This is a genomic window from Xanthomonas sp. D-99, assembly GCF_017746145.1.
GTDB lineage: Bacteria > Pseudomonadota > Gammaproteobacteria > Xanthomonadales > Xanthomonadaceae > Xanthomonas > Xanthomonas cissicola.
The window spans coordinates 70,088-90,459 of the sequence record NZ_JAGHWU010000070.1; the positions used below are offsets into that span (position 1 = coordinate 70,088).

Here is a 20,372-nt window from a genome sequence, read left to right on the forward strand (position 1 = left end):
GCGCGCCGGGTGGGTGAACAACCGTTACTGCACCTCCAACCCGTCCACCTTTTGCCACCCACGCGGCAACAACGATCCACGGCTCGCCCGCGCACCGACATACGTGTCCAGGTCCTTGAACGACAGGCTCATGGTACGTGCGCCGCTGCGCACCAGCAGCGTGTTGCCCGGTGCGACCGCCACCACTGCCACCACACGTTCGGTGCCGAGCTTGGCCTTGGGAATCTCGATGATCTTGTTGCCTTTGCCCTTGTCCAGCTCGGGCACGTCGGTGGCCGGCACCGCCAGCAGATTGCCGGCGCTGGTCACGGCGACGATGCGATCGGTTTGCGGGTTGCTCACCTGGGCCGGCGTCAGCACATGCGAGCCGGTGGTCAGGTTGAGCATCGCCTTGCCGGCCTTGTTGCGGCCGGTAAGGTTTTCGAAACGGGTAACGAAGCCGTAGCCATGCGAGGACGCCAGCACGAAGCGGGTGGCGTTGTCGGCACTGGCCATGACCTGGAACGCCGCGCCAGACGCCGGCGAGAACCGCCCGGTCAAGGGTTCGCCGTTGCCACGCGCCGAGGGCAGGGTGTGTACGGCAGTGGAATAGGCGCGGCCGTCCGAGTCCAGGAACGCCACCTGGTGCGTGCTGCGGCTGCGGACCGCCGTCAGCAGGCCGTCGCCATCGCGGTAGGACATGCCGGCCGGATCGACCTCGTGCCCCTTGGCCGCGCGGACCCAGCCCTTTTGCGACAGCACCACGGTCATCGGTTCGCTGACCACCATCTCGGTTTCGTCGATGGCCTGCGCGGCGCCACGTTGCACCAGCGGCGAACGCCGCGCATCGCCGAACTTCTTGGCGTCGGCAGTCAGTTCGTCCTTGATCAGCTTCTTCAGCTTGGTCTTGCTCTCCAGGATCGCGATGATCTGCGCGCGCTCCTTGGCGAGCGCCTCCTGTTCGCCGCGGATCTTCATTTCTTCCAGGCGCGCCAGTTGGCGCAGCTTGGTTTCCAGAATGTATTCGGCCTGTTCTTCGCTCAGCGCGAAGCGCGAGATCAGCACCGGCTTGGGTTCGTCTTCGCTGCGGACGATGCGGATCACTTCGTCCAGGTTGAGGAAGGCGATCAACAAGCCTTCCAACAGGTGCAGGCGACGCTCGACCTTCTGCAGGCGATGGTTGAGGCGGCGGGTCACCGTATCGCTGCGGAAGCTCAGCCATTCGCTCAGCAGGTGTTTGAGATTCTTGACCTGTGGGCGGCCATCCAGGCCGATCACGTTGAGGTTGACGCGGTAGCTGCGTTCCAGATCGGTGGTGACGAACAGGTGGCCCATCAGCTGTTCGGCATCGACACGATTGGAGCGCGGCACCAGCACCACCCGCACCGGGCTGGTGTGGTCGGACTCGTCGCGGATGTCTTCCAGCCACGGCAACTTCTTGGCGCGCATCTGCTGGGCGATCTGCTCGATCACCTTGGACGGGGAGACCTGGTAGGGCAGCGCATCGATGACGATGTTGGCGTGCTCTTTCTTGTAGGTGGCGCGCGCACGCACGCTGCCGTGGCCGGTTTCGTAGATGTTCCGCAGGTCCGCAGCCGGAGTGATGATCTCGGCGGTGGTCGGGTAATCCGGGCCCAGCACGTGCTCGCACAGGTCGGCGACGCTGGCATCGGGATCATCGAGCAGCCGCAGCAATGCGCTGACGATCTCGTTGAGATTGTGCGGCGGCACGTCGGTGACCATGCCCACGGCAATGCCGGTGGTGCCGTTGAGCAGCAGGTGCGGCAGGCGCGCCGGCAACCAGGTGGGTTCTTCCAGGGTGCCGTCGAAGTTGGGCGCCCAATCGGTGGTGCCCTGGCCAAGCTCGCCCAGCAGCACTTCGGCGATCGGGGTCAGCTTGGACTCGGTATAGCGCATCGCGGCGAACGACTTGGGGTCGTCGGTGGAGCCGAAGTTGCCCTGGCCTTCGATCAGCGGGTAACGGTACGAGAACGGCTGCGCCATCAGCACCAGCGCCTCATAGCAGGCGCTGTCGCCATGCGGGTGGTACTTACCGATCACATCGCCCACGGTACGCGCGGATTTCTTCGGCTTGGCGGCGGCATTCAGGCCCAGCTCGCTCATTGCGTAGACGATGCGCCGCTGCACCGGCTTCAGGCCGTCGCCCAGGAACGGCAGGGCGCGGTCGAGCACCACGTACATCGAGTAGTCGAGATAGGCGCGTTCGGCGTACTCGCGCAGCGGTAGCTGTTCGAAGCCGTGGAAGGTGGGGCGGGTCAGATCGGTCATGTAAAGCCAGGTCCTGCGTGAAGAGGAACCCGCACCGGGGCGCGGGCTCGAAGAGCGCCGATTATCCGGATGCGGCGGGGGATGCCAAGCCGCGTGCATGGGAGCCGGCCAGATAACGGGTTGGCGGGGCGCCGAAATGGCGATGGAACACGCTGACGAAGGCGCTGGGGCTGCTGTAGCCAAGCTGGTCGGACACCTGCGCCACCGCGTGGCCCTGGCTCAGCCGCCGCAGGCCTTCGGTCAGCCGGGCCTGCTGCCGCCACTGCGCAAAACTCAGGCCGGTCTCGTCGCGGAAATGCCGGCTCAGGCTGCGCGGCGACAAGCCGCCCCAGTCGGCCCAGGCGTCGAGCGGGCGCGGGTCGGCCGGCGTGTCGAGCAACTGGCGGGCGATCCGCAGCAGCCGGCGGTCGGCGGGCATCGGCAGGTGCAGGTGGTCGATCTGCACCTGGCATAGCTCGTCCAGCAGCACCGCAGCCAGGCGTTGCCGGGTGGCATCCAGCGGCTGATCCAGCGGCCAGCTGGCGGCCCGCATGATGGCCTCGCGGGCCAGCCCGGTCAGCCGGATCACCCCGCCTTGCGCGGGCAGGGCAGCGCAGGCATCCGGCCGCACAACCACGCCCCAGCCGCGCATCGGTCCGGCCAGTTCCACGGTGTGCTGCTGCCCGGGCGGCATCCAGCCGGCGCAGCCCGGCGGCAGCGACAAGGCGCCTTGTTCGGTGTGCACGGTGAGCACGCCATGCTCCACATACATCAGCTGGCCGCGGACATGCGCGTGCCAGGCAGTTTCCGGCGCCCATACCTCGCGCAGCTCTGCCAGGAAAGCGATCAGCACCGGCCCATCGGCCTTTTCGAAGCTGGCGCGTACGCCTGGCGGCAAGGCGTCGATCTGGGTTGGCGGGTTTTCGATACTCATTGGCCGAATTGTATTACCGAGCCATCGCACGCGCCGCGTAAGGTGGCGATCCTTGCGGGCGGTTTAATCCCTGGTGGAATAATTGCGTTGACAAATATATTTTTCGGAACAAAATGTGCCGCATGAATGTTTCGTCTTCCGCCACCCCGTCGTTCGGTTTGTTGCTGCGCCAGGTGCGCGATGCGCTGATGCGCCAGCTCGATGCCGAGATGAAGGGCGAGCTGCCCGATTTCGGCTTCAGCCACTACGTCGGCCTGAAGATCTTGGCGGTGCGCTCGCCATGCACGGCTAACGAGCTGGCGCTGGCGCTGGACCAGACCCCGAGCGCGGTGACCCGCCTGCTCGACAAGCTCGAAGCGCTGGGCGCAGTGCGGCGCGAGCCGCATGCGCAAGACCGGCGCGCGCTGCAGATCGTCATGACCGAGCAGGGCGTGGCGCTATGGGAGCGGCTGCGCCTGCGCGGCGAACGCGCCATCGAGCACGGCCTGCGCGACCTGTCCGCGGCCGAGCGCGAACTTCTCACCTCACTTCTTATCCGTGTCCGCGACGCACTCAACTCATGAACGCTGCTAGTTCTCCGACCCCGACGCTGCGCCCGCGCTCGATGCGCCTGGCGCGGCCGTTCGTCATCACCGCCCTGGCACTGGCGTTGGCCGCCTGCGCCAGCAGCCGTGGCCTGAATCCGCAAGGCAACGTGCTGGATCCCGGCACGCTGCATGCAGAGCGCGCCCTGGCGCAGCAAACCACGCTGAGCCCGGCCGCGTGGCCGGCCAGCGATTGGTGGCGCGCGCTGGGCGATGCGCAGCTGGACGCGCTGATCGCCGAAGGCCTGCAGCACAGCCCCAGCCTCGCGGCAGCCGATGCGCGCCTGCGTCAGGCGCAGGCACGTATCGGCAGTGCGCAGGCCGAGCGCGGCCCCAGCCTCTCGGTGTCCGGTGGCTACACCGGCCTGCAGCTACCTGAATCCATGGTCGGCGAAGAGCTCGGCGGCAGCTATGGCGGCAGCGCGCAGGTCGTGCTGGATTTCCGCTACGGCATCGATCTGTGGGGCGGCAAGCGCAGCGCGTGGGAAGCGGCAGTCGACCAGGCGCATGCGGCCGAAGTGGATGCGCAGGCGGCACGATTGAACCTGTCGTCGGCGATTGCCGAAGGCTATGCGCAGCTTGCGTACGCGTGGAGCCTGCACGACCTGGCCAACGACGAATTGAGCCGTGCGCAGAAGACCCTGGAGCTGACCCGGCAACGCCGCAGCGCCGGCATCGACAGTGAGTTGCAGGTGCGTCAGGCACAAGCGCGCGTGCCGGCTGCGCAGCAGCAGTTGCAATCGGCGCAGCAGCAGATCGACGAAGCCCGCACCGCGCTGGCAGCCTTGGTCGGGCAGGGCCCGGATCGCGGTTTGGACATCGCCCGGCCTGTATTCGGTGCGGGCCTCGCCACGCAGTTGCCGAGCATGCTGCCGGCCGATCTGCTGGGCCGTCGCCCCGACGTGGTGGCGGCACGCTGGCGCGTGGAGGCGGCCGACAAGGACATCGCAGTCGCCAAGACCCGTTTCTATCCCAGCCTCAACCTCACCGCGCTGGGCGGTGTGATCAACCCGGATGTCGGCAAGTTGCTGGAAAGCGGCTCGGTGCTGGGTCTGGTTGCGCCGGCGTTGAGCCTGCCGATCTTCGACGGCGGCAAGCTGCGCGCCAATCTGGCCGGCAGCGATGCGCAATACGACCTGGCCGTGGCCGACTACAACCAGAAAGTGATCTCTGCGCTGCGCGAAGTGGCCGATCAGGTCACCGCCGTGCGCTCGCTGGAGCAACGCGCGCAGGCACAGAACGACGCCGTGCAGACCGCCACGGCCGCCTTCGATCTGGCGCAGCAGCGCTACCGCGCCGGCATCGGCAGCTATCTGGACGTGCTCAGCGTGCAGGAGCAGTTGCTCGTCGCACGCCAACGCTTGGCCGGGCTGCAGTCGCAACAACTTCTGGCCTCGGTGAGGTTGCAGCGTGCGCTGGGTGGCGGATTCACGCCGGAGCCCGCACGCGATACCGCACACACCGCGCCCACTTCCGCACAACCGAATTCCTGAGACATCGACGATGAGCCAGACGACTTCAACTTCTCCTCAACCCGCACCGGCCGCGCCCAGCAAGCGCCGTGCTGCGCTGCGCATCGTGGCCATTGTGGTGATCCTGGCGATCATCGGCCTGGTGGTGTGGTACTTCCTGGTCGGCCGTTGGCACGAAGACACCGACGATGCGTATGTGCAGGGCAACCAGGTGCAGATCACCCCGATGGTGGGCGGTACCGTGGTCAGCATCGGCGCCGAAGACGGCATGCGCGTGGAGCGCGGCCAGTTGCTGGTGCAGCTGGATCCGGCCGACACCGAGGTCGCGGTGCAGCAGGCCGAAGCCAACCTGGCCAAGACCGTGCGTCAGGTGCGCGGTCTGTATCGCACCGTGGAAGGTGCGCAAGCCGAATTGTCCGCACGCGAGGTCACGTTGCGCAGTGCGCGCTCGGACTTCGCGCGGCGTAAGGACCTGGCGGCCACCGGCGCAATCTCCAACGAAGAACTGGCGCACGCCCGCGACGAACTGGCCGCCGCCGAAGCGGCCGTGAGCGGCTCGCGCGAGAGCTTGGAGCGTAACCGTGCGTTGGTGGACGATAGCGCGGTGGCCAACCAGCCGGACGTGCAGACCGCCGCCGCACAGCTGCGCCAGGCGTATTTGAATCATGCGCGCACCGGCGTGGTGGCGCCGGTGTCCGGCTACGTCGCACGGCGCTCGGCGCAGGTTGGTCAGCGCGTGCAGCCGGGCAGCGTGTTGATGGCGGTGGTGCCGCTGGAGCAGGTGTGGGTGGAAGCCAATTTCAAGGAAACCCAGCTCAAGCACATGCGCCTGGGCCAGGAAGTGGAACTGCATTCTGATCTGTACGGCGGCGGCGTGAGCTACACCGGCCGTATCCAGAGCCTGGGCCTGGGCACCGGCAGCGCGTTCTCGCTGTTGCCGGCGCAAAACGCCAGCGGTAACTGGATCAAGATCGTGCAGCGCGTGCCGGTGCGCATTGCGGTGGATTCCGAGCAGCTTGCCAGCAATCCGCTGCGGATCGGTCTGTCGATGAAGGTGGAGGTAAACCTGCACGATCAGCAGGGCAGTGTGCTGCCGACCAAGGTCGCCAACGGCGCGGTGTTCGCCACCGACGTGTATGCGCAGCAGCTCAAGGCTGCCGACGCGGACATCCAACGCATCATCCAGGACAACCTGCCCTCGCAGGCTGCCAGCAAGGCGGGCTAAGCCACCATGTCTTCGCAAGCTCCCACCGCGCCCGGCGGCCCGGCGGCACCGGCGCCAGCCGCCGGTTTTCGCCCGGCCAGCGTGGCGTTGTGCACCGTGGGCCTGGCCATGGCCTCGTTCATGCAGGTGCTGGACACCACCATCGCCAACGTCTCGCTGCCGACCATCGCCGGCAACCTCGGCGCCAGTTCGCAGCAGGCCACCTGGGTGATCACCTCATTCGCCGTCAGCACGGCCATTGCGTTGCCGTTGACCGGTTGGTTGAGTCGCCGTTTTGGCGAAACCAAGTTGTTTGTGTGGTCCACGCTGGCGTTCACCATTGCCTCGCTGCTGTGCGGTCTGGCGCAGAGCATGGGGATGCTGGTGGTGGCGCGCGCGTTGCAGGGCTTTGTTGCCGGCCCGATGTATCCCATCACCCAGAGTCTGCTGGTGTCGATCTATCCGCGCGAAAAACGCGGGCAGGCGCTGGCGTTGCTGGCGATGATTACCGTGGTGGCCCCGATCGCCGGGCCGATTCTCGGTGGCTGGATCACCGACAACTACAGCTGGGAATGGATCTTCCTGATCAACGTGCCGCTGGGCATCATCGCCAGCAGTATCGTGGGTTCGCAGTTGCGGCATCGCCCCGAACAGCTCGAAAAGCCGCGCATGGATTACATCGGCCTGATCCTGCTGGTGGTTGGCGTGGGCGCTTTGCAGCTGGTGCTGGATCTGGGCAATGACGAAGACTGGTTCTCTTCGGACAAGATCGTGGTGTTGGCCTGCATTGCGGCAGTGGCGTTGGTGGTGTTCGTGATCTGGGAGTTGACCGACAAGGATCCCATCGTCGATCTCAAGCTGTTCCGGCATCGCAATTTCCGCGCCGGCACGCTGGCAATGGTGGTCGCATATGCCGCGTTCTTCAGCGTGAGCCTGCTGATCCCGCAATGGCTGCAGCGCGATATGGGGTACACCGCGATCTGGGCCGGCCTGGCCACCGCGCCGATCGGCATCCTGCCGGTGCTGATGACGCCATTCGTAGGCAAATACGCGCTGCGCTTCGACCTGCGCATGCTGGCCACCATCGCCTTTGTCTTCATGTCCTTCACCAGCTTCTTCCGCTCCAATTTCAACCTGCAGGTGGACTTCGGCCATGTGGCCACGATCCAGTTGGTGATGGGTGTGGGCGTGGCATTGTTCTTCATGCCGGTGTTGCAGATCCTGTTGTCGGATCTGGACGGTCGCGAGATTGCGGCCGGCTCCGGCCTGGCCACCTTCCTGCGCACGTTGGGCGGTAGCTTCGCCGCATCGTTGACCACGTATCTGTGGGCACGCCGTACCCAGGTACACCACGCGCACATCACCGAGCACATTTCGGTGTACACGCCCGGCATGCAGGAGCAGGTCACTGCGATGGGGCAGGGCGACCTGCAACGCGGCGCGGCATCGCTCAATAACATGATCAACCACCAGGCATCGCAGATGGGTTTCAACGACATCTTCTATCTGCTTGGATGGACTTTCCTGGCGATCATCTTCTTCCTGTGGCTGGCAAAACCGCCGTTCGGCGCCAGTGCCGGGAGTGCGGCGGCGGCCGGGGGGCATTGAGCGACGTTGCTGGTTGAACAACGAAAACCCCGCTGGAATGCGGGGTTTTCGTTGTGACGGATTTGACGAGCTTGGCCGATTGCCGCAGCGCCGAGCCGGTCGATGCGACGCATGGCCTGCCGCAGACGCTGGCAAATGTGGATGTCGCAACACGAATGCCCAAACGCAAAAAACCCCGCCGAAGCGAGGTTTTTTACGATCTACCGTGAGTCGTGGTGCCCAGGAGAGGACTCGAACCTCCACGAAGTTGCCCCCGCTAGCACCTGAAGCTAGTGCGTCTACCAATTCCGCCACCTGGGCGACTCAGGGGGCGAATTGTGCAAGCTGCGCGCGCGACTGTCAACGCACCCGGCACATTTTTTCGTCGCCCCGTACGCGGCATGGCAACGAGCCAGTCCGATGGTGGCGCACGCATGCATCGGTGCCTGCACCACGTGCGCTCACGGCAACTGTGCCGCCTGCAGCGTGACCTGGGCAGTTTGCACCGGCTCGCTCGCCGAACGCGCCAGTTGCACGCGGTAAGTGCCCGCGGCGATCGTCCAGCGACGTGCCTCGGCGTCGAAATCGGCCAAGGTCTTGGGCTCTGCGACGACCTGCACGCTGCGTTTTTCGCCCGGCTTCAGCGTGAGCTTTTGCCAGCCGATCAGCCGCAGAGTGGTGGCGTGGCCGTCGGGCAGGGCGACGTAGAGCTGCGGCACGGCGGCGCCTTCGCGCGGGCCGGTATTCTCCACCTCGAAGCTGGCGGTGAGCTGGCTGCCGCGTGCATCCACCCGCAGCCCGCCCATACGGAACTGCGTGTACGACAAGCCATGGCCGAACGGGTAGCGTGGTGTCAGCTTGCGCGCGGCGAACCACTTGTAACCGACATTGGCGCCTTCGATGGCGTAGTCGATGCTGTCCTCGCCCGGTTTGGCCGGCTTGAAGCCCAGCCCCGGAATCGACGGGCGCGGCAGCTGCGACTCGTCCACCGGCCAGGTCACCGGCAGGTGGCCGGAAGGATTCACCGCGCCGGTCAGCAGGTTGGCGATCGCCTCGCCGCCGCCGATGCCCGGATACCACGCCTGCAACACCGCCGGCACGCGTTCGGCCCACGGCATGCGCACCGGTCCGTTGGTTTCCAGCACCACGGTGGTCTTCGGGTTGGCCTTGGCCACGGCCTCGATCAACGCGTCCTGGTTGTCGGGCAAGCGCATGTCCGGCAGATCCACCGATTCGGCGGCCCATTGGGTGGCGAACACGATCGCCACATCGGCCGCCTTGGCCGCGCGTGCGGCCGCGGTGCGGTCGGTGCCGTCCAGGTAATCGATCTGCACGTTCGGCAGTGCCGTACGCAGTGCCTGCAGCGGCGAGGACGGATGGATGATCACCGGGCCGGGCCAGGTGGTCGGCGTGATGCCCGGTACCGCGTTGCCGCCGTTGATGGTGTAGTCCACGCGCGAAGATCCGCCGCCGGACATCACGCCCTTGTCGGCGTAGCCGCCGATCACCGCGATGCGGCGCACGTCCTTGGACAGCGGCAACGCGGCCTGCTCGTTACGCAACAACACGCTGCCTTCTTCGGCCACGCGCTGCGCAGCCAGAAGACCGGCCTTGCCATCGATGGATTGACGCTGGGTAGGATGATCGAAGGCGCCGTGCGCGAACAGGCTGCGCAGCACGCGCCTGACCATGTCGTCGAAGCGCGTGCGCGGCACCACGCCGGCAGACACCGCCATGCGTAACGGCGCATCGAAATACACTGCCGCGTCGAACACTTCGCCGGCCGATTGTTGATCCAGCCCGGCCAACGCCGCCTTGGATCCGCTATGCACCCCGCCCCAATCGGACATCACGTAACCGGGGTATTTCCATTCCTGCTTGAGTACCTGGTTGAGCAGGTAATCGTGCTCGCAACCGTAGACACCGTTGATCTTGTTGTACGAACACATCACCGAGGCCGGGTCGCCGATCTTCAGCGCAATCTCGAAGGCCAGCAGGTCCGATTCGTGCATCGCCTGCTCGCCGATCTGCGCGCTATGAAAATTGCGCCGCGTTTCCATGTCGTTGAGTGCGAAGTGCTTCATCGTGGACAGCACATGTTCGCTTTGCACGCCGCGAATCGATTCGCCAACCATGGTGCCGGCCAGCAACGGATCTTCACCCGCGTATTCAAAATTGCGTCCATTACGCGGGTCGCGCTGCAGATTGACGCTGCCGGCGAGCAACACGTTGAAGCCCTGCTGCCAGGATTCGCGACCCATGGTCTTGCCGCCGGTATACGCCAGTTGCCGGTTCCAGCTCGATGCGGTCGACGGTCCCGATGGCATCGCGGTGGCGTAATCGCCCTTGCGGATGCCGCCGGGGTTGGTCACGCCCACGCCGGCATCGGCCAGTTGCTGGGCGGGAATGCCCAGACGCGGGATACCGGGAACGTAGCCGGCCGAACCGAGCGCGCCCTCGGGCTTGGGAATCTTGTCGGTGCCCAGGCCGAAATAGCTGCGCAGCATCTGGAATTTTTCATCCTCGCTCATCTGCGCCAGCAGGCGGTCGGCGCGCTGGTCCGGGGTCAATGCGGTGTCCATCCACGGCTGCGAAGATGGCGCGCCCTGCGCGACTGCCAGCGGCGCGGCGAGGGCGATGCCAAGGCCCATCACGACCGCCAGGACCAGGGGGCGCGGACGATCCTGACGGAGTGTAAACGGTTTCATATCGAGCTGTGGCACGGGATTTCCTTGTGGTGCTGGTTCAAGACATAAGAGGGGCGCCAAAGTGCCCAGATCGGGAAGGCGCGATCATTCCGCGCCGACGCGTGCAGAATCGGCGGACGGTTAGAAGTCGGTCTGCGCGGTGCGGAGGACCGGGTAGAGCTGGTAGCGCTCATCCCACGATGCGTGGCGCTTGGCAAAAAATTCCAGCCGCGCCTGCGGGTTGTTGGCAAAGTCCGGGTCGCTGGCGATGCGCTGTTCGAACTGCGTCTTCAATGCAGCATCTTTGGCAAGCATGTCGCGCGCCACCTCTTCGGCGACGTAGGCTTCCATGTATTCCTTGCGCTCGAACGCAGTATTGAAAAAGCCCCACTGCAGCAGCGAATCCGGTGCCTGCGGTTCCAGTATCGCCATCACCAGGCGTGCCTTGGGTTGGGCGATCGGCACGAACAACGAGCCGGCTGGAACGTTGCGGGTCTCATCGCGCCATTGTCCGTTGACTTCGACGGTCTGATGGCTTTCGTTGGAGCGTGCCGCGAACTTGACCGCGTCGGCGCGGAAGGTTTGCACCGGCCGCTCCGCCGCAGTGCCGATGGTCGTGAATTGAATGCCATGCAGGCGTAGTTTTCCGCCCACCAAGGCGGCTTGCGCAGCCGGGACCAGATAGCCGCCGCGTGGCGCATCCACCACCACATCGGGTTTGATCTGATCGCGCAGCGGCACCTTCCAGACTTGCGGCTTGCTCTCGTCGTAGCGCGTCATCAGCGCGCCGGAAATCGGCGATGGCGTGCGCGTATACGCGTAGCCACGAAACGCGACCGTGCGCGCCTCCGGGCCGGCCGCAAAACTCAACGGCTCGGACGTGCCAGCCAGGTGCGTGGCGCGTTGATCGGCAGCCAATGCATCGGCGCGCCACTGGCTGCCATGGCGTGCGGCCTGCTGCAGCACCGAGACGATCGCATTGCGGGTGATCCGCACACGCGTGGGGTAATCCTTCCACGAATGCGTTTCCACCAACATGCCGAAGCGGTTGCGTAGCAGGAAATAGCCGTGCGAAAAGCGCGGCGGCGACACATCATCGGCGAAGCCGGAACTGGGGTCGTCTTCGTGCACGAAGGACGGGTAGTAGGGCAGCGGCAGCGAGCCCTGTTTTTTCAGGTCGGCAAGCACTGCGTCGCGCCAGCGGGTGCCATCGCGCTGCAAGGTCGTATCGCCGGCATGCACCGGTTCCACCTGCACCGACACGTCGTGCTCGAACTTGGCGCCATCGGTGACGTGCAGGTCCACATACATCAACGGGTCCCACTGCTGCACCAGTTGCAGCATGGCCTGCATTTCCGGCGCGTCAGCCTTGACGTAATCGCGGTTGAGATTGAGGTTCTGCGCAGTGGTGCGCCAGCCCATCTGTTCGGGGCCGCGTTGGTTGGGGCGGTTCCAGGCACCGAAGCGCTCATGTCCGTCGACGTTGAATACCGGTACGAACACCCACACCAGCTTGTCGAGCACGCCGTGGCCGGCCTTGCCGTCGAGCAACTCGCGCAGAGCAAGAAAGCCCGCGTCCTTGCCATCGATCTCGCCGGCGTGGATGCCGCCCTGGACCAAGACCACCGGCAACTTGCGTTGCGCGGCCGATTGCGGGTCGAGTGCGCCACTGGTGGAGGCGATCAGGGCCTTCATCGGCCTGCCCTCCGGCGTAGTGCCGAACTGGATGCAACGCACGGCCTGCGGGTAGCGCTGCGCAAACGCATCGCACAATGCAATGACTTCATCGTAGCGGCCGGTCTGGATAAAACCGCTGCGCTCTGCCTGAGTGGTCAGCGGCGCGGCAGCCAGCGCGGCGGGGGCGGAAGTCAGCAGCAACAGGCTCAGGGCCAGGCGAGTGAAGCGGGGCATCCAGCGGTCCAGTGTTCCAGGAAAACGTTTGCAATGTAGCCGAGCCAGCGTGCAAGGCCAATCTGCACTGCGTCATGATCCTGCTGTGATCGGTGCCATGTGCGTGGGTTTCACCTGGACGCGGGGCGGGTTTTCGTCGACCAGCTGAGCGACATACGGGGGTAGGCGCAAACAACGCGGAGGCTGGGCCACGCTTGAAGCAATGTGGTTTCCGGCCGGCCTGTACGACAGCGATCACGCCAAGTCGAGGTCCGCCAGCCGCATCCGCTCAGTGCCCGCGTCCGGCACTCCCGGGCGGGCGATGGCGGCCGGTGGGTGGGCGCCGGTACGATAGGGCCTGTTTTCAGCATGACCGGACTGCCTTTGACCACCTCCATCTCGCCAGGCGCATCTGCCGGCGCGCGGCTGCCGCTCCAGATTCCTTTCATCATCGGCAACGAGGCCTGCGAGCGTTTCAGCTTCTACGGCATGCGCAACATCCTGGTGCAGTTCCTGATCACCTCGCTGTTGCTGCAGGAAATCAGCGGGCCCGGGCGCGAGGCGGAGGCCAAGCACATCCTGCACAGTTTCATGATCGGGGTGTATTTCTTCCCGTTGCTGGGCGGTTGGCTGGCCGACCGCTTCTTCGGCAAGTACAACACCATCTTGTGGTTCAGCCTGGTGTATTGCGCCGGCCACGCCTGCCTTGCGCTGTTTGAAGGCAGCCGCGACGGGTTTTTTCTGGGTCTGGGCCTGATCGCGCTGGGCGCAGGCGGCATCAAGCCGCTGGTGGCGTCGTTCATGGGCGACCAGTTTGACCAGTCCAACAAGCACCTGGCCAAGGTGGTGTTCGACGCCTTCTACTGGATCATCAATTTCGGCTCGCTGTTCGCCTCGCTGCTGATTCCGCTGGCGCTGAAGAATCTGGGTCCGGCCTGGGCATTCGGTGTTCCCGGCATCCTGATGTTCGTGGCCACGCTGGTGTTCTGGCTCGGGCGCAAGCGCTATGTGCTGGTGCCGCTGCCGCCGAAGGACCCTCATGGGTTCGCTGCGGTGGTGCGCACCGCGTTACTGACGCACGCGCCGGGGCAGGGGCGCCCGGGCTTGATGCTGGCGGTCGTCTCGGTGCTGCTGGCGCTGGCTGGCTTCGCGCTGGTCGAGCCATTGGGCATCGTCGTGTGCCTGTGCATTGCGCTGGTGCTGTTGCTGGCCGGGATCGGCGGCGGGACCTGGTGGCAGCTGGAACGCGCGCGTGGCACCCATCCGGATGTTGCGGTGGAAGGTGTGCGCGCGCTGTTGCGGGTGTTGGTGGTCTTTGCGCTGGTGACGCCGTTCTTTTCGTTGTTCGACCAGAAGGCCTCGACCTGGGTATTGCAGGGGCGCGAGATGACCATGCCGGCCTGGTTCACCGCCTCGCAGATGCAGGCGCTCAATCCGCTGCTGGTGATGCTGCTGATCCCCTTCAACAACCTGGTGCTGTACCCGCTGTTACGCCGTGGCGGCTGGGAGCCCACCCCGTTGCGCCGCATGACCAGCGGCATCGCCTTCAGTGGCGTGGCCTGGATCGCGGTGGGCGCGATCCAGATGATCATGGATGGTGGCGAGCCGATGCACATCGCCTGGCAGATCCTGCCGTACGCACTGCTCACCTTCGGCGAGGTGCTGGTCTCGGCCACCGGCATCGAGTTCGCCTACAGCCAGGCGCCGCCGTCGATGAAGGGCGTGGTGATGAGTTTCTGGTATCTCACGACCACCGTCGGCAATCTATGGGTGCTGCTGTCGAACGTGGCGGTGCGCAATGCGACGGTAACCGCGCATATCGCCGATACTGGACTCAGCGAAGCGGCCTTCTTGATGTTCTTCTTCGCGGCCTTCGCGTTCCTGGCGGCACTTGCCTTCGGCTTGTACGCACGCCGGTATCGCATGGTCGACAATTACCGTACTGCCTGAGGTCTGCATGATTACCCTGATCCTGATCGCCATCACCGGCATCGTCTCGTGGATGGCGTTCAACAATCGCAAGTTGAGCGACCGGCTGATCCTGTGGCCGCCGGCGGTAGACAAGCACAGGCAATACGACCGCCTGGTGACCTATGGCTTCATCCATGCCGATCTGGGGCACCTGATCTTCAACATGATCACGCTGTTCTTCTTCGGACGGGTGATCGAGAACGTGATGGCCCAGCTCACCGGCAGCGTGCTGACCTATCCGTTGTTCTATCTGGCCGCACTGGTGGTCTCGATCCTGCCGAGCTACCTGAAGAACCAGAAGAATCCGAATTACCTCAGCCTGGGCGCGTCCGGTGCGGTGTCGGCGGTGCTGTTTGCCTTCATCCTGCTGCAACCGTGGACGATCATCCTGGTGCTGTTCATTCCGGCCCCGGCGATTGTCTACGCGGTGTTTTATGTGGGCTACAGCCTGTGGATGGACCGCCGCGGCGGCGATCGCATCAACCATAGCGCGCATCTGGCCGGCGCTGCGTTCGGCGTGATGTTCATGCTGATCATGGAGCCGCGCGTGTGGCAGGTGTTTCTGGAGCAGCTGTCCAATCCGCGCTTCGGGTGAGCGCGGCCGGCGGCGGTTAGGTCACCCAGGCTCAGCGCGCCGGACGCCGTCTCAGGTAGGGAGTGGACTTTCGTGCGCGGCCGGCACATGCCTTGTGCAAGCCGACAGCGTGGTTGCAGCTAGCGCAGTGGCACGCCCGGCGACTGCTGGCGTGTACGGACTGGACCGTTGCGGGAGCGGATCAAATCCAGGGCCTGATGAGGCGAAGCCAAGTCAGACCCGAGAGATGGCACGGTCTGGACAGACCTGCCAGATGAGAGCAACGACTGCACAGCGGATGAGACCGCTGCGCAGCGATGCGCCGGCTCAGGCCGCGTTGCGTTCCTGGTCGGCGCTGGATGCCACGCCGTAGGCCTGCTGCAGGCGTTCGTACACCGTATCGTTGAGCTGCGTGAAATCCGGATTGTGGGTGTCGCCCTTGAGGGCGAACTGGAACAAGCCCTCCAGCAACGAGCTGTCGCTGTCTGCGCTGTGTCCTGCCGAATCGTTGTTCATGCGGTGGCTCCCTCATAGGTAAGGCGAAGACGTCGCTGCTTCCGCATACCGGTTGCCGCGATTGCCTTCGGGTCAGCTATCGGCGCCCCCGGGGCGAACTTGAGGGGGCGTTGCGCAAGCTGCGCGGCCGATCACAACATCGATTCACTTTCACGCAGGCGCGGCATCGCGCTGGTCACACTGACGCCACTTCTTGCTGGCGCAGAACATGACGGAGGCGTCGACAGTGCACGTAGAACACGATCCGGCCCGGCAGCGTTTCAACATGGACACCGATGGACATCGTGCCGAGCTGGCCTATCTGCGCGACGGCGAGACCATGACCATCACCCACACGCAGGTGCCGGACGCCGTCAGCGGACGCGGAGTTGCCGCGGCATTGGTCGAGGACGCTTTGGCATTCGCACGGCAACATGGTTTGAAGGTGGTTCCGGCGTGTAGCTATGCCGATGCATATGTGCGGCGACATCCGCAGTATCAGGACCTGCTGGCCTGACCGGCATCGGGCCTTTTTCGTAACATGATTCATACAGGGGAGCGGGCGGTAATGGGGCGGTTGCTTGGAGTGAAGGCAGTGCAGGGCTTGCTGGTGCTGGCCGTGTTGGCAGGGTGTACGCAGCGCGCATCGACAACGGCAGAGCCGAACGCGCCTGCAGCCGATGCGGCGCCCGCGGCAGCGCCGCCTGCAGAGCCGACCGTGGTACAGAGCGGCCCGTTGGAAGATGTGATCGAACATGCACCGGCCTACATGGTGGGCATCAGCTACCCGCACGGGCTGGATGCGTATCCGGAACTCACTGCGCTCATTCGCGGCTATGCGCAGGACGCACGTGCCGAACTGATGCAGGCCGTGTCCGGGCTGGGCAACGACAAGCCGCCCGCGCCGTATGAGCTGTCGCTGGCATTCGAGACCGTGTTGCAGACCCCGGATCTGATCGTGATTTCAGCCGATGGCAGCAGATACACCGGCGGTGCGCATGGCGAGCCGCTGGTGGCGCGCTTCGTCTGGCTGGTCAAGGAGCACAAGCAATTGACCGCGCAGGCGCTGATTCCGGATCCGGCAGCCTGGGAAAAGATCGGGCGGGAGGTCGCGGCACAATTGCATGCAGCAGCGACCCAGCGTGTCCAGGCCGATCGCGTGCCGGTAGAAGAGCAGGCTGAGCAGGTGGCTTCTGCCGATCGCATGATTGCCGAAGGCACCGCCGCGCAGGTGGACAACTTTGCGCACTTCGTGCCGGTGTTGAATGCAAATGGGCAGATCATTGCCGTGCGCTTTGTGTTTCCGCCCTATCAGGTCGGCCCCTACTCGGATGGCACGCAGATGGCAGAGGTCGCCGCCTCCACATTATTGCCTTCGGTCGCACCGGAATATGTACATCTCTTCGCGCGCTGAGGTGTCGCATCGCGCATGTTGTGATTGAATGGCCCGGCCATTCAGCAACGTACTCGAACGGGTGATATGAGTAGTTTCGATCCAACCGCAAGTCGCGTGGACCACACCTGCGTGCGTTATCCGGCGTTCCCGCGGGAGCCGGCAATATTGGTGAGACTGATCAAGCATCTCTACAAGCGCCTGCATACGCTCGGGTGCGTGCGGCTCAAGCCTTATGGCATCAGTCCGCCGGAATACGAGATCTTGATGATGCTCTATGGCACACCGGAGCAGTCGATCACTCCGACCGAGGTGGCCGAAGCCGCCAGCGAAAAGCCGGCCAACATCACCCGGCTCACCGATCAGCTGTGCGAGAAAGGCCTGATCACGCGCACCAGCAGCCCCGAAGATCGGCGCAAGATCGTATTGACGCTGCAACCGGCAGGCTCGGCCTTGATCGAAAGCCTGTTGCCCGATGCCTGCACGCTGTTGCATGCAGAGACCGCCAGCATGAGCGAGGCCGAGCAGCTACGGTTGGAGAAGCTGCTGAAAAAGCTTCTGGATGGCGTGGACGCGGTCGAACTCTGAGCGGCGCGCATTGCGCGTGCGATAAGCGCTGCAAACGCAGCACGCAAAAAAACCGCCCTGGTCGCTCAGGGCGGCGTTGTCATCTCATCGGTTCTCAAACAAGGACGTGTCGATACCATCGAGAGCATTTGATGTCTGGTCCGATGTCCAAGATCGGCATGCCCGCACGGGACATGCCGATCCTGCCGCCACACGCGCGGCCTGACGACCGCGCGTGATCGTGCAGCCGATTTACGGCCTGGACTGCGATGCTTCCGGGGTCGCACCATCGCCGCCTTGCGCGCTGAGACCGCGCTTTTCGAGCAGCGGCTCGATCTGCGGCGCATGCCCGGCAAAGTTCTGGAACAGCTCCATCGCATCCACGCTACCGCCGCGCGACAGCAGGGTTTTGCGGAAACGATCGCCATTGGCGCGGCTCAGGCCACCGTGCTGCTTGAACCACTGCTGGGTGTTGGCGTCCAGCACTTCCGACCAGATGTAGGCGTAGTAGCCTGCCGCGTAACCGCCCATGATGTGGCTGAAATACGGGGTCTTGTAGCGCGGCGGCACCGGTGCATAGGCAATGCCGTCCTGCTGCAGCGCCTTGGCTTCGAATGCCATCACGCCAGCGGCGTCCGGCACCTGGCTGGCGCTGACCTGGTGCCAGTTCTGATCCAGCATTGCCGCACCCAGGTACTCGGTGGTGGCAAAGCCCTGGTTGAACTTGGATGCGGCAATCACCTTGTCCAGCAATGCCTGCGGCATCGGCGTGCCGTTCTGATAATGCTTGGCGTAGTTCTTCAGGATGGATGGCTCGTCGGCCCACATCTCGTTGACCTGCGAGGGGAACTCGACGAAGTCGCGCGGCACGCTGGTACCGGAGAAATACGGGTATTTGACGTCGGAGAACATGCCGTGCAGCGCATGCCCGAACTCATGGAACATGGTGGTCACCTCATCCCAGGTCAGCAGCGTCGGCTGGCCGGCCGGCGGCTTGGGAATGTTGAGGTGGTTGGCCACCACCGGCTTGAAGCCGGTCAGGTCCGACTGCGACACATAGGAGTTCATCCATGCGCCACCGCGCTTGGATTCGCGCGCATACATGTCGGCGATGAAGATCGCCAACTGCTTGCCGTCCGCGTCGAACACGTCGTAGACGGTGATGTCGTCGCGGTAGGTCGGCAGGTCGGTGCGCTGCTTGAAGGTCAGGCCGTATTCCTGATTGGCCGCATAGAACACGCCGTTTTCCAGCACATTCTTCAACTCGAAGTACGGCTTGAGCTGGGATTCGTCGAAGTTGTACTTGGCCTGGCGCACCTTCTCGCTGTAGTAGGCCCAATCCCAGGCTTCCAGCTTGAATGTCGGCTTGCGCGCGGCCTTTTGTTCCTTGTCGATCATCGCCTGCAGATCGGCGGCTTCGCGCTTGGCATTGGCCACCGCGGCCGGTGCCAGTTTGCCCAGCATCGCGTTGACCGCTTCGGGGGTCTTGGCGGTCTGGTTTTCCAGCGAGTAGGCGGCATAGGTCGGGAAGCCCAGCAACTTGGCCTTGTCGGCACGCAGCTTCATGATGCGCGCCACCAGCGCGGTGTTGTCGTACTGGCCGCCGTGGCTGCCGCGCGACACCGAGGCATCGTAGATCTTCTTGCGCAGCTCGCGATTCTTCAGCTGGGTCAGCGGCGGTTGGCCGGTGGTATTGAGCAGCGCGATGACGTACTTGCCGTCGAGCTTGCGCGCCTTGGCGGCTTCGGCGGCAGCGGCGATCTGCTCCTGCGACAAACCATCCAGTTGCTTGACGTCATCCACGACCACGGCGGCAGCATTCACCTCGGCCAGCACGTTCTGGCTGAAGGTCGTGCCCAGGTTGGCCAGCTCGGCATTCATGGCCTTGAGCGTGGTCTTGTCGGCGTCGGAGAGCTTGGCGCCGTCGCGTACGAAGTCGCTGTAGTACTTCTCGACCAGGCGCACGCCCTGCGCATCCAGCCCCAGCTTGGCGCGTTGGTCGTACAAGGTCTGAATGCGTGCGAACAGCTTGCCGTTGAGCGAAATCGCATCGCGGTGGGCTGCGAACTTCGCAGAATAGTCAGCCTGCAACTTCTTGCGTGCGTCGTTGGTGTCTGCGCCGACCAGGTTGAAGAACACCGTGGTGGCGCGGTCGAGCGTGGCACCGCTCTTTTCCAGCGCGATGATGGTGTTGTCGAAACTGGGCTTGGCTTTCTGGCTGGCGATCTTTTCCACTTCCTTCAACTGCTCGGCCATGCCGGCATCGAAGGCAGGTGCGAAATCGCTGTCCTTAATTTTGTCGAACTGCGGGTAATGCAGCGGCAGCGTGCTGTCGGCGAAGAAGGGGTTGGCTTGGGGGGCGGCCTGCGTGGCAGCGGGGGCGGCGATGCTGTAGGACGGCATGGCAAGTCCCAGGGAAGCGGCCAGGGCAAAAGCGAGACGGGTGGTCAAGAGGGTTGCTCCAAAGTGCGAACCGCCGAGGCTAACCCAGCCAGTCGGGACAGGCGTGTGACAAAAGGCATGGCTGCCAAGCCAATGCGACGCCATCAGGCGGGCACAACCGTCGCTGGCGTTGCATGCGTACGAGTCGATGCAAGCGGAGCATGGACCGCCGCCGGACGTGTGCCCGTTGCACTCCGTGGCAGGCCGGAGCTGGCTGTCTCCGGGCGGCTTTGGAAGATCCCGGGCCGTCTGTCTGACGATCCCGGTCTGTCGCGCGCAAGGCGATCTGTCGCACGACTGCCCTTGGCAATCGTTCTTCCGCCGC

Annotated in this window: 15 protein-coding genes and 1 tRNA gene; 9 read left to right on the forward strand and 7 right to left on the reverse strand. The window is 64.5% G+C overall.

Going from position 1 to position 20,372, the window contains the following annotated elements; translation table 11 throughout:
• Window positions 1-24 precede the first annotated feature (24 nt).
• Both parC and J7360_RS18685 read right to left on the reverse strand, forming a co-directional pair.
• Entirely contained in the window at window positions 25-2,268 is a 2,244-nt protein-coding gene (gene parC, locus J7360_RS18680) for a DNA topoisomerase IV subunit A (RefSeq protein ID WP_057661633.1), read from the reverse strand.
• 61 nt (window positions 2,269-2,329) lie between these two features.
• The gene (locus J7360_RS18685; protein ID WP_057661635.1) at window positions 2,330-3,181 is read right to left on the reverse strand and encodes a helix-turn-helix transcriptional regulator; all 852 of its coding nucleotides are present in this window, start codon (window positions 3,179-3,181) and stop codon (window positions 2,330-2,332) included.
• Between the two features lie 122 nt (window positions 3,182-3,303).
• Between J7360_RS18685 and J7360_RS18690 the strand changes: the two genes are divergently transcribed.
• Genes J7360_RS18690 through J7360_RS18705 form a run of 4 tightly spaced genes read left to right on the forward strand, consistent with a single transcriptional unit; the run spans window position 3,304 to window position 8,049 of the window.
• Window positions 3,304-3,744: a MarR family transcriptional regulator gene (locus J7360_RS18690; RefSeq protein ID WP_014089765.1), complete on the forward strand. Its 441-nt coding sequence runs from the start codon at window positions 3,304-3,306 to the stop codon at window positions 3,742-3,744.
• Complete coding sequence (locus J7360_RS18695) at window positions 3,741-5,258, forward strand: AdeC/AdeK/OprM family multidrug efflux complex outer membrane factor (RefSeq protein ID WP_057661638.1); 1,518 nt, start codon at window positions 3,741-3,743, stop codon at window positions 5,256-5,258. The genes J7360_RS18690 and J7360_RS18695 overlap by 4 nt, the downstream gene beginning before the upstream one ends.
• Window positions 5,259-5,268: 10 nt before the next feature.
• Entirely contained in the window at window positions 5,269-6,462 is a 1,194-nt protein-coding gene (locus J7360_RS18700) for an efflux RND transporter periplasmic adaptor subunit (RefSeq protein ID WP_007966664.1), read from the forward strand.
• Window positions 6,463-6,468: 6 nt separating this feature from the next.
• Window positions 6,469-8,049: a DHA2 family efflux MFS transporter permease subunit gene (locus J7360_RS18705; protein WP_209034460.1), complete on the forward strand. Its 1,581-nt coding sequence runs from the start codon at window positions 6,469-6,471 to the stop codon at window positions 8,047-8,049.
• Window positions 8,050-8,262: 213 nt separating this feature from the next.
• On the opposite strand, the gene J7360_RS18710 is transcribed toward J7360_RS18705, so the two are convergent.
• The 3 genes from J7360_RS18710 to J7360_RS18720 all read right to left on the reverse strand — a co-directional run bounded on the left by J7360_RS18710 (window position 8,263) and on the right by J7360_RS18720 (window position 12,626).
• Window positions 8,263-8,349, reverse strand: a tRNA-Leu gene (locus J7360_RS18710).
• A gap of 140 nt (window positions 8,350-8,489) precedes the next feature.
• Window positions 8,490-10,679: a glycoside hydrolase family 3 C-terminal domain-containing protein gene (locus J7360_RS18715; RefSeq protein WP_057661660.1), complete on the reverse strand. Its 2,190-nt coding sequence runs from the start codon at window positions 10,677-10,679 to the stop codon at window positions 8,490-8,492.
• A gap of 177 nt (window positions 10,680-10,856) precedes the next feature.
• Entirely contained in the window at window positions 10,857-12,626 is a 1,770-nt protein-coding gene (locus J7360_RS18720; protein ID WP_209034462.1) for a M14 family metallopeptidase, read from the reverse strand.
• Window positions 12,627-12,989: 363 nt separating this feature from the next.
• Between J7360_RS18720 and J7360_RS18725 the strand changes: the two genes are divergently transcribed.
• Both J7360_RS18725 and J7360_RS18730 read left to right on the forward strand, forming a co-directional pair.
• Window positions 12,990-14,555: an oligopeptide:H+ symporter gene (locus tag J7360_RS18725; protein ID WP_057661662.1), complete on the forward strand. Its 1,566-nt coding sequence runs from the start codon at window positions 12,990-12,992 to the stop codon at window positions 14,553-14,555.
• Window positions 14,556-14,562: 7 nt separating this feature from the next.
• A complete protein-coding gene (locus J7360_RS18730; protein WP_057661644.1) occupies window positions 14,563-15,171 on the forward strand; it encodes a rhomboid family intramembrane serine protease in 609 nt (202 codons plus the stop codon).
• 306 nt (window positions 15,172-15,477) lie between these two features.
• On the opposite strand, the gene J7360_RS18735 is transcribed toward J7360_RS18730, so the two are convergent.
• Entirely contained in the window at window positions 15,478-15,666 is a 189-nt protein-coding gene (locus J7360_RS18735; protein WP_005911777.1) for a hypothetical protein, read from the reverse strand.
• A 226-nt stretch (window positions 15,667-15,892) separates the two neighbouring features.
• On the opposite strand from J7360_RS18735, the gene J7360_RS18740 reads away from it, so the two are divergent.
• The 3 genes from J7360_RS18740 (at window position 15,893) to J7360_RS18750 (ending at window position 17,626) form a co-directional block, all read left to right on the forward strand.
• Window positions 15,893-16,162 (forward strand): GNAT family N-acetyltransferase, encoded by a 270-nt coding sequence (locus J7360_RS18740; RefSeq protein WP_057661664.1) that lies wholly within the window; start codon window positions 15,893-15,895, stop codon window positions 16,160-16,162.
• A gap of 51 nt (window positions 16,163-16,213) precedes the next feature.
• On the forward strand, window positions 16,214-17,059 hold the full coding sequence (locus tag J7360_RS18745; RefSeq protein ID WP_057661647.1) for a DUF3298 and DUF4163 domain-containing protein: 846 nt from the start codon (window positions 16,214-16,216) through the stop codon (window positions 17,057-17,059).
• Window positions 17,060-17,125: 66 nt separating this feature from the next.
• Entirely contained in the window at window positions 17,126-17,626 is a 501-nt protein-coding gene (locus J7360_RS18750) for a MarR family transcriptional regulator (protein ID WP_011050926.1), read from the forward strand.
• Between the two features lie 231 nt (window positions 17,627-17,857).
• On the opposite strand, the gene J7360_RS18755 is transcribed toward J7360_RS18750, so the two are convergent.
• On the reverse strand, window positions 17,858-20,056 hold the full coding sequence (locus J7360_RS18755; protein ID WP_173644172.1) for a M3 family metallopeptidase: 2,199 nt from the start codon (window positions 20,054-20,056) through the stop codon (window positions 17,858-17,860).
• Between the last annotated feature and the right edge of the window lie 316 nt (window positions 20,057-20,372).

What these genes read in the sequence shown, in the direction of transcription:
- parC (WP_057661633.1), bottom strand. Translation starts at nt 2,268, where the DNA reads ATGACCGATCTGACCCGCCCCACCTTCCACGGCTTCGAACAGCTACCG.
- J7360_RS18700 (WP_007966664.1), top strand. Translation starts at nt 5,269, where the DNA reads ATGAGCCAGACGACTTCAACTTCTCCTCAACCCGCACCGGCCGCGCCC.
- J7360_RS18750 (WP_011050926.1), top strand. Translation starts at nt 17,126, where the DNA reads ATGAGTAGTTTCGATCCAACCGCAAGTCGCGTGGACCACACCTGCGTG.
- J7360_RS18690 (WP_014089765.1), top strand. Translation starts at nt 3,304, where the DNA reads ATGAATGTTTCGTCTTCCGCCACCCCGTCGTTCGGTTTGTTGCTGCGC.
- J7360_RS18715 (WP_057661660.1), bottom strand. Translation starts at nt 10,679, where the DNA reads ATGGGCCTTGGCATCGCCCTCGCCGCGCCGCTGGCAGTCGCGCAGGGC.
- J7360_RS18685 (WP_057661635.1), bottom strand. Translation starts at nt 3,181, where the DNA reads ATGAGTATCGAAAACCCGCCAACCCAGATCGACGCCTTGCCGCCAGGC.
- J7360_RS18735 (WP_005911777.1), bottom strand. Translation starts at nt 15,666, where the DNA reads ATGAACAACGATTCGGCAGGACACAGCGCAGACAGCGACAGCTCGTTG.
- J7360_RS18705 (WP_209034460.1), top strand. Translation starts at nt 6,469, where the DNA reads ATGTCTTCGCAAGCTCCCACCGCGCCCGGCGGCCCGGCGGCACCGGCG.
- J7360_RS18730 (WP_057661644.1), top strand. Translation starts at nt 14,563, where the DNA reads ATGATTACCCTGATCCTGATCGCCATCACCGGCATCGTCTCGTGGATG.
- J7360_RS18695 (WP_057661638.1), top strand. Translation starts at nt 3,741, where the DNA reads ATGAACGCTGCTAGTTCTCCGACCCCGACGCTGCGCCCGCGCTCGATG.
- J7360_RS18745 (WP_057661647.1), top strand. Translation starts at nt 16,214, where the DNA reads ATGGGGCGGTTGCTTGGAGTGAAGGCAGTGCAGGGCTTGCTGGTGCTG.
- J7360_RS18720 (WP_209034462.1), bottom strand. Translation starts at nt 12,626, where the DNA reads ATGCCCCGCTTCACTCGCCTGGCCCTGAGCCTGTTGCTGCTGACTTCC.